Consider the following 11,686-nt stretch of genomic DNA (forward strand, 5'->3'; position numbering starts at 1 on the left):
GTTTCCCTTTCGCATGTCCGGCGTAGGGATTGAACTGCCGTCAACGTCACAGCAGATCGAAAACCTAATCGTCGGCCGGCTCATCTGATCCGGTCCGTCACCACCCTCAATGAGAGGAAGTGATCCATGAGTAAGCGTCTGCTTGCTCGTGCGGCCGCCCTGACGACGGGTGCCGCCCTTGCAGCCGGTGCGCTCGTGGCGGTCGCCTCCCCGGCGCTCGCCGCGCCGCTCGGCACCGTCAACCTGTCGAAGACCAGCGGCCTGGTCACCGACAACCCGATGTTCGGAACCGCCACCACCTCCGCGCCGTGCCCGGCGACGTACGGCGAGGAGGCCGCGCTGCGGATCGGTCCGGCGGAGACCGGGCCGTTCACCAACCTCACCCCGTCGCTCGGTGGCGGTGGGTACGACCAGGCGCCGGTGGTGGCCAACCCGAACCGGTCCTTCCAGACCGCGCTCGGCTCGGCGCCGGCCAACGGCCGTTGGTGGATCGTCGTGGAGTGCTTCAGCCTGCTCAACGGCCGGCACCCCGACCGGTTCGTGACGGAGATCGTGGTCAGCGGCAACCAGTGGAAGGTGCCGGTGGTCGAGGCCACCACCACCAGCCTCGCCGTCACCCCGGCCGGCCCGGTCGCGGCCGGCACCCCGGTGACCCTCACCGCGACGGTGGCCCCGAGCGGTGCCGCCGGCACGGTCGAGTTCCTCCGCGGCACCAACTCGCTCGGCACCGCCGCCGTCAGCGGTGGCGCCGCCACCCTGACCACCAGCACCATCCCCGCGGGCTCCTGGTCGCTGACCGCCCGGTTCACGCCGGCCGACCCCAGCTCGTTCGGGGCGTCGACGTCCTCCGCCGTCTCGCTCGCCGTCAGCGGCCCGGCCGGTGGCGTCAGCAAGGCCCAGACCATCACCGCCGACGTCGACCCGGGTGCCTTCACGCTGGACATCGCGCAGCCTCCGTCGGTCGCGCTGGCCGGCGGCCAGGTTGGCGGCACCGCCACCGGTGCGCTCAAGCAGGCCACCGTCACCGACCTGCGGGGCACCAACGTCGGCTGGGACGTGACCGGTCAGCTGACCGACTTCACCGGTGCCGGCAACATCCCGGCCGGGAACCTCAGCTGGACCCCGTCGGCCGCCAAGGCCAGCGGCTCCGGCGCGGTCACCGCGGGCACCGCGGCGAACCTGGGCGACACCCGTACGCTCTGCACCTCGGCCGCGGGCAGCAGCGCCGGCAAGTTCACCTGCGACGCCGGTCTGAGCCTGTCGATCCCGGACAGCGTCCCGCCGGGCGCCTACACCGCCACCCTCACGCTGACCCTGGCCTGACCAGAGCGTCGGTGACCAACGGGTGACAACAGCGCAAGCGGATGTACCGCGGACAGCCGGTCCGTGGTGCATCCGCTGCGTGTCCTATCCGGAACCCCTCTCGGAGTCGTACCATGCGCCATCGTGATCTCTTCCGTACCGGGGTCGTGCTGCTGGCCGTCGTAGCCCTCACCCTTCCCGGCGTCGCCGCTCCGGCCGTCGCCGGACCGGGTGCGGCGCGCGCCGCCGCGGCGCGGCCTGTCGCGTTCCAGCCGTCGGCCACGCTCACGGCGCGCGAAGAACCCCGTTGGAGCGTGCAGCCGTCGAGCCGGAAGGGGCCGACCGGCAAGAACCACTTCGTGTACGACCTCTCGCCCGGCGAGCAGATCATCGACTACGTCGGCATCAGCAACCTCGGCAAGGAACCGCTCACGCTCGACACCTATGCCACCGACGCGTTCAACACCGAGGACGGTGCCTTCGCCCTCCTCCCCACCGGCCAGGATCCCCGGGGCGTCGGCGCCTGGATCAGGTTGCCGCAGCGGTCGTACACGGTCGCGCCGGGGAAACGGCTGGACGTGCCGTTCACGCTGCAGGTTCCGGCGAACGCCGAGCCGGGAGACCACCCCGGAGCCGTGGTTACCGCGATGTCGGTGACGGCGACCGGCAAGGAAGGGCAGCAGGTGACCATCGAGCGGCGCATCGGCGCCCGGGTCTACCTGCGGGTCAGCGGGCCGGTGGAGCCCTCCGTGCAGATCACCGGGATGGAGCTGCGGTACGACAATCCGGTCGTCCCGTTCCCCGGTGGAGATCTGACCGTCACCTATCGGGTGGCGAACCTCGGCAACGTCCGGGTCGCCGGCAAGGCGCGGATCCAGGTCAAGGGCCCACTCGGCATCCGGCTCGGCCACAGCGAGATGATCGACATTCCGGAGTTGCTCCCTGACTCCGAGGTCAGGCTCACCAGCACGATTCACGGCGTCTTCCCGGCCGGTCCGATCTCCGCCTCCCTGGCGGTCAACCCGGAGACCGTGGACAAGAAGGAGGCGGTACCGACCGCCAGACGGGCGGCCTCGACATCGGCGGCGCCCTGGGGGTTGCTGATCTTCCTTGGTGTCCTGGTCGCGGCCGTGGTCCTGGTGTTCGTCCTGAGACGGCGGCGTCGCCGGCTGCTGGCGGAGATCGCTGGCGGCGACGGAGGTGTTCCGGACCCGGCGGGCGGAGACCCGACGCCGCTGGCCGCCGGACGACCGGCGTGAGCGGATAGATCGTTGCCGCCGGAGGCGGTCGACCGCCACGCGGGAGCTCCCCTGGCGCCGTCGCGCCGCAGTTGTCACCCAGGATTGAGAGAGACGTTGTGATGAGTAGGACCCGGATCTGCCGTCGCCCGGCGGCGGTCGCCTCGGTGGCCGGCGTGATGATCGCTCTCTGGGCGACGGGCGCCCGGGCCGCAGTCGATCGGCCGCCGAACGCGGCTGCGGCGACCGTGGTCGCGATGACGTCCACGTCACAGCCGGGTCCATCGTCGCAGGGTCAGGGAGGCGAGCAGGGAGGGAGCATGCAGATCACCGTCTCGATCGCCCCCAGGCCGACCCCCTCGGGCACGACCGGCCCGACCGCCTCGCCCACGGCGACGGGCGCCCCGTCGCCCACCCGGACGTCGCCCGGGGGCACCTTGCCGCGTACGGGTGTCGCGATCGGTGCCCTGGTGATCGCCGGAACGGCACTGGTCGGCGGCGGCGCCGTACTGCGGATGTCGGCGCGGCGGCGACGGGACCTCCGGTCTCGCTGAGCCAACCGGGCCGGGCGCGGGCGTTTCGTCCCGGGTGAGAGGTCTCGCGCGCCGCCTGGGCTCGGCGTACGCCGTTCGCCGTCGCCACGTTGGCTCGCGTACCCTCGTACCGTCATGAGTGAGCAGCAGAGCACCTTCCCCCGGCGGGACGCCGAGGGGCGCATCCGCACCCTGGGCGACCTGCTCGGGGTGAGTCTCGCCGGCCTGGTGATCGGAGTGCTGGCGCTGGTGCTCTTCGAGTGGGCGTTCGCCACGATGGGGGCCGGCGCTTTCGGGCGTACCAATGGCTGGCTGGCGGTGATCCTGCCGGTGTGGCTGTTCTGGGACGACTTCCGGGCCTGGGAGTTCGGCGCCGCCCGGGTGGTGGCGGCGCTGGCCGGCGTCGCGGTCGGGATCTTCGCGGGTCTGTTGGCGGCCGGCCTGGCCGCGGGGCTGCCGCCGCTGGTCTCCGGCGGGCTGGCCGCGGCGGTGTTCACCGTGGTCTACGCGGTGATCTGGTTTCCTGGTGTGCACTGGCTGGCCCGGCGTACGAGCTGAGCCCGCGCCAGCGGTGACGGAGAACGGAGTACGAGGGTGAGCGCGGCGGTCAAGTACACGCTGGGCCGGATCGGGCTGTTCGTCGGCGTGCTGGCGGCCCTCTGGTTCGTCGAGATGAGCATGTTCCTGCGGCTGATGCTGGCACTGATCTCCTCCGCCGCGCTCTCGTTCTTCCTGCTGCGCGGCTGGCGGGACGAGATGGCCGGGGAGATGGCCGAGGCGTCGGACCGGCGCCGCGCCGAGAAGGAGCGGCTGCGCTCCGCGCTCGCCGGGGACGACCAGCCCGAGCCGGCGGACCAGCGCCGCGAGGAGTAGTCCGGGCGGCCCGGCACCGACGGTCCGGGCCCTGGCCGCGCTCCGGGAAAGCCGGCGGCCAGGAGAGAGCCGGTCGCCACGAGAAAACGGGGCAGCGCGGGCGGCCGGGTGCCGCTAGGGTCGGCCGCCGTGAGTTTCCTGAACACGATCAACGGATGGCGGACGAAGGCGTTCGTCTGGATCGGTCTGCCGGTCATCGCCGTCGCCGGACTGATGGCGGGTGCCACCGATCTCGTTCCCGCCTGGCAGGCGAAGAGCGGTGGCGGCACGCTGGGCACCTTCACCGCCGTGCACGAGGAGTGCGGCCGGCGCAACTGTGAATGGCGCGGTACCTTCGTCGCCGACGAGGGCGACGCCCGGCGCGTCGACGTGATCCTCTACGACGCGCCCGACGGGGTGACCCCGGGCGCGACCGCCCCGGCCCGCGACACGGGCGCCCGCGCGGGTGTCTTCTCCACCGCCGGCGGGTCGACGTACCTGCTGGTGACCGGGCTCACCCTGGCCGGCGTGGCGGCCGTGGTGGCCTGGGTGGTGATCATCGTGCGGGCGATCCGGCGCCGCCGTGAGGTGGCCCGACCGGCGACCCCGCCCGCCTCGTTCGCCCCGTCGGCGTAACCGCCCGGGCCGGGGGACAAACCGCCCGGCCGGGGTGACCGCCTCGGTCGGCTTCGGCAGCGCGACGGCCGACCACCGGGCCGACAAACGGGCCCGGCACCGTCCCGAGAGGGGACCGTGCCGGGCCCGTTCCGTCACCAGTTGGTCGAGCCGGGCACGACCGGCCAGGCGTGGTTCGTCGGCTTGATCAGGTACGCGATGCCGCCCGAGCCGCCGGCCACCGTGCCGTTCGCCCGGTACCGCTTGGTCCGCAGCCAGATCTGCTCGAACTGCTCCCGCTTGTAGACGTTGCGCACGGCGGCGTCGGACGACGAGGCGGGGTCGTTGATGATCACGTCACCGTCGGCGGTGAAGCCGACCACCACGAACAGGTGGCCGGAGGTGCCGTAGTTCGCCCCGTCCAGCTCGCTGGCGAGGAAGGACTGCGAGGTGACGACCGGGATGCCGGCCTTGATGAAGCGCTCCACCTCGTCGAGCGAGTGCATCCGGGTGACCCGCGCGTCCAGGCCGGGGAAGGTGGCCGCGTACGCGGTGTTGAACGGCCAGTTGCCGGCGCCCTCGTACTCGTAGTCGTAGGTCATTCGGGCCGCGTGGTCGACGGTGGGGTCGGCGTAGCTCGGGTCGACCCAGGCGGTGTCCTCGGCCGACGGCTTGCGGCCCCAGTACTCGACCACCATCTCGGTGGAGGTCGGCGAGCACCACGCCTCGCCGCCGCCGTCGTACTCGGGGTACTCCCCGATGTGGATGTTCTGCGAGTAGCGCGGGACGGGCAGCTCGATGCCCCAGGCGATCCCGCCCCTGCTCGGCGTGACGGTGAAGCGGTCCGGCACGTTCGAACTCATCGCGCCCAGCATCCAGACCCGCGGCGCGGCGGCCTGTCCCGGCGCCCGGTAGAGGGTCAGCCGGAGCTGGTACGACCGCAGCAGCACGCCCTTCGCGGCGTTGTCGATGGAGAAGGTGTCGGTCCAGATGGTCGACCAGGGGTCGCCCTGGCCGTCCAGGGTGGCCCGCTTGATGTCCTGGTCCCCGGAGGCCCAGCGGCCCATCACGTACCAGGGGGTCTGCTGGCCGGTGTTGTACGTGCCGTGCAGCTCGACCTGGATCCAGGTGCCGGCCGGGGTCTCCGCGTTCCACGAGGCGACCAGTTCGGTGGCGTCGAAGCCGACGGCCCGCTCCGGGGAGGTCCAGCTGGCGTACTCCCAGGTGCGGGTGGTGCCGCCGTGCTTGTCGGTGAACTCGGTGGTGCCGACCGCCTGGTCGATGGTGATCCCGGTGCGGTGCCCTGGGATGGCCCGCGTCCCCTGGTGGGTGCCGGTACGCCAGTCGGGGTACTTCGACCACTCCTGGAAGGTGATCTGTTCGTCGTGCGGACCGGCGGGAAGGTTGTTGCCCGCGTGGGCGGGCGTGGTGGTGCCGAGGAGGGCGAGCGCGGTCACGCCGGCGAGGGCGACCGCGCGCAACGGTTTCGTGATCATGGCAGCTCCCACGAGAGAACGGCATCGTTGCCGTTCACTGTCGCGCCTGGCGGGAACTTTCGCCAGAGGTCGACGCATGGAAAATCTTTGCCGGCGAGAGGATCCGGTCGGGATGGCGGTACATAGTGACGGATGTTGATATGACCATGTGACTCCTGGTGAAGTGTGCGGACGCGGGATCTCCCCGTACCCCGAGGAGGTTGTCCATGGCCCTCCGCACCTCACCGCTCCGCCGCCGGCTGGCGCTCGCCGCCGCCGTCGGCCTGACCCTCGTCACCGCCCTGACCGGGCCGGCCTCCGCACGGCCGGCCCCGGACCGGTCCGCCGAGCCCGCCGCCGTCGGCTACCGGGTGCTCGGCCCGCGCACGCTCGCCGACCGGAACGCGGTCGCCCGCACCGGCGCGGCGATCGACTACTCCGAGCACGGTGTCCTGTACGTCACCGCCACCCGGACCGAAGCCGCCGCGATCAGCCGGCTCGGCTTCCGGCTGGAGGAAGACGTCACCCCGGCCCCCGCCGGCGACTTCGGCAGCTACGGCTTCCCGTCCGCCGACTCCGACTACCACGACTACGCCGAGCTGACCGCGGTGGTGAACAAGGTGGTCGCCGACCATCCGGCCATCGCCCGCAAGCTCAGCATCGGCACCTCGTACCAGGGGCGGGACCTGATGGCGATCAAGATCTCCGACAACGTCGGCACCGACGAGAACGAACCGGAGATCCTCTTCAACGCCCAGCAGCACGCCCGCGAGCACCTGACCGTCGAGATGGCGATCTACCTGCTGAACCTCTTCACCGACAACTACGGCACCGACTCCCGGATCACCAACATCGTCAACTCCCGGGAGATCTGGATCATCCCCACGGTCAACCCGGACGGCAGCGAGTACGACATCGCCACCGGCTCGTACCGCTCCTGGCGGAAGAACCGGCAGCCCAACAGCGGCTCGTCCAACGTGGGCACCGACCTGAACCGCAACTGGGGCTACCAGTGGGGCTGCTGCGGCGGCTCGTCCGGCTCCACCTCGTCGGAGACCTACCGTGGCCCGTCCGCGTTCTCCGCCCCCGAGACGCAGGCGCTGCGCAACTTCGTCAACAGCCGGGTCGTCGGCGGGGTGCAGCAGATCAAGGCCAACATCGACTTCCACACCTACTCCCAGCTGGTGCTCTGGCCGTTCGGATACACCACGGCGGACACCCCCAGCGGGATGAGCGCCGACCAGTACAACACCTTCGCCACCATCGGCCGGCAGATGGCAGCCACCAACGGCTACACCCCGGAGCAGTCCAGCGACCTCTACATCGCCGACGGCACCAGCATCGACTGGATGTGGGGCAGCCACCGCATCTGGGCGTACACCTTCGAGATGTACCCGGGGTCGGCGTCCGGTGGCGGCTTCTACCCGCCGGACGAGGTGATCCCCGCGCAGACCGCCCGCAACAAGGAGGCGGTCCTGCTGCTCTCCGAGTACGCCGACTGCCCGTACCGGGCGATCGGCAAGCAGAGCACGTACTGCTGACCGCACCGTCGTGATTCCCGGGTGGGGCCCCGATCCACCCCCGCGGGGCCCCACCCACCCCTCCCGTCCGGACGATCTCCGCTGGTCGTGCGCTACCGTGCTACCGACCAGCCCGCAGCGAAGCCGGTGCGAAACCGGTGCTGTCCCGCAACTGTGATGCCCCGAACCGGCGTCGGCCCACCGCCGCTGCCGATCGGGGACGAGCCAGGTCGCCTGCGGCACGGTCGCGACACGCGCTCTCGAGGAAGGGCGCCTCGCGGACGGGTACGCCAGGCGTTCCCTGTCGGCGAAGCACCACGCTCCTCGACCGACAGGAGGACTGATGTCCAGACGTACCCCCCGGCTCTTCGCCGCCGCCCTCGCGGTCGGCGCTCTCCTCCTCGGTGGCTGCGCCGAGAAGACCTCGACCGACAGCCCCGCCGCCGGCACCAGCTCCGCCGCGGCCTTCCCGGTCACCGTCGGCAAGCTGACCCTCGACAAGCGCCCGGAGAAGATCGTCTCGCTGTCGCCGACCGCGACCGAGATGCTCTTCGCGATCGGCGCCGGCAAGCAGGTCACCGCCGTCGACGACCAGTCGAACTACCCGCCGGAGGCGCCGAAGAGCGACCTCTCCGGTTTCCAGCCGAACGCCGAGGCGATCGCCGGCAAGAGCCCCGACCTGGTGGTGCTCGCCAACGACCTCAACAAGATCGTCGACCAGCTCACCACGCTGAAGATCCCGGTGCTGCTCGCCCCGGCCGCGGCCACGATCGACGACACGTACCAGCAGATCACCGACCTGGGCGCGCTGACCGGCCACCCGGGCGAGGCGGCCGACCTCACCAGGAAGATGAAGGACGACGTCGCCACGCTCACCGGCAGCCTGCCGAAGCGGGCGGAGAAGCTCACCTACTACCACGAGCTGGGCCCGGAGCTGTACACCGCGACCAGCAAGACGTTCATCGGCTCGATCTACGCCCTCGCCGGCCTGGAGAACATCGCCGACCCGTCGGACGCCGACGGCAAGAACGGCGGCTACCCGCAGCTCTCCCAGGAGGTCATCGTCAAGGCGAACCCGGACTTCGTCTTCCTCTCCGACACCAAGTGCTGCCAGCAGACGGCCGAGACGGTCAAGGCCCGCAGCGGGTGGGCCGGCGTCACCGCGGTGAAGAACAACCAGATCGTCGCCCTCGACGACGACATCGCCTCGCGTTGGGGCCCGCGCGTGGTCGACCTGCTCCGGACGATCGTCGACGCCACCGCCAAGGTCCCGGCGTGACCTGCCGGTGAGCGTGCGACCAGCGGAACCCGCCGGCCCGGCCGGGACGCCCCACGCGTCCCGGCCGGCCGGCCCGCCCGCGTCCCGATCCGCGAGCGGCCCCTCCCGGGCCACGGGCTCGGGGCCGGCCGGCGCCGGCCGCCCCGGAACGCCCCGGGCGGGACGCGTGGGCACCGGCGTCGGGCGGCGGGGTACGCCGGCCCGGCCGGCCGGGCTACGGAAGCGCTGGCTGATCGCCGGGATCGGTGCCGTGCTGGTCGCCCTGGTCGCCGGGGTGTCCCTCGGCCCGGTCAGCCTGCCGCCCGGCAGCGTCGCCGCCGAGCTGCTCAACCTGCTGCCCGGAGTGCACCTGGACAGCGGGCTGAGCGAGCGGGAGATCGCCATCGTCACCGAGCTGCGGCTGCCCCGGGTCGTGCTCGGCCTGCTCGTCGGCGGGCTGCTCGCCCTGGCCGGCGGCTGCTACCAGGGCGTCTTCCGCAACCCGCTGGCCGACCCGTACCTGCTGGGCGTGGCGGCCGGCGCGGGGCTCGCGGTGACCGCCGCGATCGCGCTCGGAGTCGGGACGGGCGGTGCGGTGAGCGGCATGCCGCTGACCATCCCGCTCGCCGCGTTCGGCGGATCCCTCGGCGCGGTCGCCCTGACGTACCTGCTCGGTGCGGCCGGCGGACGCGACCGGTCCCCCGCCACGCTGATCCTGGCCGGGGTGGCGGTCTCGGCGTTCCTCGCCGCCGGGCAGACGTACCTGATGCAACAGCACGCCGAAAGCCTCCAGCAGGTCTACTCCTGGCTGCTCGGCCGGCTGGCCACCGCCGGCTGGCACGACGTCCGGCTGGTCCTGCCGTACTTCCTGCTCACCGCGGTCGTGGTGCTGCTGCACCGGCGCGAGCTGGACGTGCTCAGCGTCGGCGACGACGAGGCCACCAGCCTCGGGCTGCACCCGCAGCGCTCCCGCTACCTGCTGATCGCCGCCGCCTCGCTGGGCACCGCCGCCGCGGTCTCCGCCTCGGGCCTGATCGGCTTCGTCGGCATCATCGTGCCGCACACCGTACGGATGCTCGCCGGGTCCAGCTACCGGGTGATCCTGCCGCTGTCGATGCTCTTCGGCGGGGCGTTCCTGGCGCTGACCGACGTGGTCGCCCGGACCGCGGCGGCCCCCGCCGAGATCCCGATCGGTGTGGTCACGGCGCTGCTCGGCGGCCCGTTCTTCGTCCTGGTCCTGCGCACCGCCCGCCGGGTTTTCACGTGAGCGCGAGGAGTGAGCCGGCGGTGGAGGTTCGGGGTCTGCGCGTCGAGCTGGGCGGCGCGTCGATCCTGGCCGGCGTGGACCTGACCGTCGCCGTCGGCGAGTGGGTCACCGTGATCGGCCCGAACGGCGCCGGCAAGTCGACGCTGCTGCGCGCCGTCGGCGGGCTGCTGGCCGCGCCGGGCGCGGTCTCCCTCTTCGGTACGCCGATCCAGGCGTTCCGCCGCCGCGACCGGGCCCGGGTCGTCGCCACCGTCGCCCAGTCCCCGGTGATACCGGCCGGCATGTCGGTGTTCGACTACGTGCTGCTCGGGCGTACCCCGTACGTCCCGGCGTTGGGCCGGGAGTCGGCCGCCGACCTGGCCGCCGTGCACGAGGTGCTGGACCGGCTCGACCTCGGCGCGTTCGGGCACCGGGAGCTGGCCACCCTCTCCGGTGGGGAGCGGCAGCGGGTGTTCCTGGCCCGTGCCCTGGCCCAGGGCGCCACCCTGCTGCTGCTCGACGAGCCGACCAGCGCGCTGGACATCGGCCACCAGCAGGAGGTGCTGGAACTGGTCGACCAGCTCCGCCGCGAGCACGACCTGACCGTGCTCGCCACCATGCACGACCTCTCCATCGCCGGCGAGTACGCCGACCGCCTGGTGCTGCTCGCCGACGGCCGGGTGGCCGCCGCCGGCCCCGCGCGCGAGGTGCTCACCGAGGACCTGCTCGCCACCCACTACCGCGCCCACGTCCGGGTCATCCACACCGACCACGGCCCCCTCATAGTCCCCGTCCGCCCCGGTGAAAGGTCCTGACGCCTCCCGTGGCGGGCCGACCCCCTGGCAACCGTGCGCTAGGCGGTGGCCCGGCGGACGGGGCGGGGGGCGAGGGTGGAGAAGAGGGCGCCCTGGGGATCGCGGAGGGCGGTGAGCCGGCCCTTCGGGGTGTCCCGGGGCGGGACCAGGACGGTGGCGCCCAGCTCGGCGGCGCGAGTCGCGGTGGCGTCCGCGTCCGCCACCGCGAACCACACCGTCCAGTACGCGGGCAGATCGGCCGGCAGCTCCGCCAGCGGCGGCGTCATCCCGCCGACGATCAGCGCGCCGCACCGCCATCCGGTGTACGGGCCCGGCTCACCCGGCTGCTCCTCCGCGTGCCAGCCGAAGACCAACGCGTAGAAGTCCCGGGCCCGCTCGGGGTCCGGGGTGACCAGCTCGTTCCAGCACATCGACCCGGGCGCGTTGAACAGCTCCGCGCCGCGCATCGCCATCGGCTGCCAGACGCTGAACACCGCCCCGGCCGGGTCGGAGAGGACCGCCATCCGGCCCTGGTCGAAGACCTCGAACGGGGGCACCACCACCTGACCGCCGGCCGCCTCGACCCGGGTGGCCACCAGGTCGGCGTCGTCGGTCGCCACGTACGTCGACCAGATCGGCACCTGGTCCGGGGCGGCCGGCGGGCCCACTCCGGCCACGGCCCTGCCGTCCTTCTGGAAGACGGTGTAGCCGCCGGCCGCGGGCTCCGGGGAGACCCGCCCGGTCCAGCCGAACAGTTCCGCGTAGAACCGTTTCGCGTCGTCCAGCCCCGGGGTCGCCAGGTCGGTCCAGCAGGGCGTACCGGGCTCCACGACGCTCACGGTGACCCCCTCTC

Annotated in this window: 10 protein-coding genes, 1 pseudogene and 1 riboswitch; of the genes and pseudogenes, 9 read left to right on the forward strand and 2 right to left on the reverse strand. The window is 72.4% G+C overall.

The features are described from left to right. Positions 1-126 precede the first annotated feature (126 nt). From GA0070621_RS25025 to GA0070621_RS25050, 5 genes are all read left to right on the forward strand, one after another. Positions 127-1,323: an Ig-like domain repeat protein gene (locus GA0070621_RS25025; protein WP_091200330.1), complete on the forward strand. Its 1,197-nt coding sequence runs from the start codon at positions 127-129 to the stop codon at positions 1,321-1,323. A gap of 41 nt (positions 1,324-1,364) precedes the next feature. Next, entirely contained in the window at positions 1,365-2,561 is a 1,197-nt protein-coding gene (locus tag GA0070621_RS25030; RefSeq protein WP_157740046.1) for a WxL protein peptidoglycan domain-containing protein, read from the forward strand. A gap of 647 nt (positions 2,562-3,208) precedes the next feature. Continuing rightward, entirely contained in the window at positions 3,209-3,631 is a 423-nt protein-coding gene (locus GA0070621_RS25040; RefSeq protein WP_091200336.1) for a hypothetical protein, read from the forward strand. A gap of 36 nt (positions 3,632-3,667) precedes the next feature. Beyond that, positions 3,668-3,946 (forward strand): DUF4229 domain-containing protein, encoded by a 279-nt coding sequence (locus GA0070621_RS25045; RefSeq protein ID WP_091200338.1) that lies wholly within the window; start codon positions 3,668-3,670, stop codon positions 3,944-3,946. A gap of 129 nt (positions 3,947-4,075) precedes the next feature. Next, on the forward strand, positions 4,076-4,561 hold the full coding sequence (locus GA0070621_RS25050) for a hypothetical protein (protein WP_091200340.1): 486 nt from the start codon (positions 4,076-4,078) through the stop codon (positions 4,559-4,561). Positions 4,562-4,695: 134 nt separating this feature from the next. Here the strand turns inward: GA0070621_RS25050 and GA0070621_RS25055 are convergent, their stop codons facing one another. Continuing rightward, a complete protein-coding gene (locus GA0070621_RS25055) occupies positions 4,696-6,036 on the reverse strand; it encodes a C39 family peptidase (protein ID WP_091200342.1) in 1,341 nt (446 codons plus the stop codon). A gap of 206 nt (positions 6,037-6,242) precedes the next feature. Between GA0070621_RS25055 and GA0070621_RS25060 the strand changes: the two are divergent. The 4 genes and pseudogenes from GA0070621_RS25060 to GA0070621_RS25075 form a co-directional block, all read left to right on the forward strand. Continuing rightward, a pseudogene (locus GA0070621_RS25060) lies at positions 6,243-7,553 on the forward strand (M14 family metallopeptidase); the annotation flags it as partial. Between the two features lie 125 nt (positions 7,554-7,678). Beyond that, positions 7,679-7,765, forward strand: a riboswitch (cobalamin riboswitch). Positions 7,766-7,878: 113 nt separating this feature from the next. Further along, positions 7,879-8,814, forward strand: coding sequence for an ABC transporter substrate-binding protein (locus GA0070621_RS25065; RefSeq protein WP_091200346.1), 936 nt, complete (start codon positions 7,879-7,881; stop codon positions 8,812-8,814). 166 nt (positions 8,815-8,980) lie between these two features. Further along, the gene (locus GA0070621_RS25070) at positions 8,981-10,060 is read left to right on the forward strand and encodes a FecCD family ABC transporter permease (protein ID WP_091200348.1); all 1,080 of its coding nucleotides are present in this window, start codon (positions 8,981-8,983) and stop codon (positions 10,058-10,060) included. Then, entirely contained in the window at positions 10,057-10,854 is a 798-nt protein-coding gene (locus GA0070621_RS25075; protein WP_091200350.1) for an ABC transporter ATP-binding protein, read from the forward strand. Before GA0070621_RS25070 ends, GA0070621_RS25075 begins: the two co-directional genes overlap by 4 nt. Positions 10,855-10,892: 38 nt before the next feature. On the opposite strand, the gene GA0070621_RS25080 is transcribed toward GA0070621_RS25075, so the two are convergent. Next, positions 10,893-11,672, reverse strand: a complete 780-nt coding sequence (locus tag GA0070621_RS25080) for a VOC family protein (protein ID WP_091200352.1) — start codon at positions 11,670-11,672, stop codon at positions 10,893-10,895. Between the last annotated feature and the right edge of the window lie 14 nt (positions 11,673-11,686).

Source organism: Micromonospora narathiwatensis, assembly GCF_900089605.1.
GTDB classification, from domain to species: Bacteria; Actinomycetota; Actinomycetes; order Mycobacteriales; family Micromonosporaceae; genus Micromonospora; species Micromonospora narathiwatensis.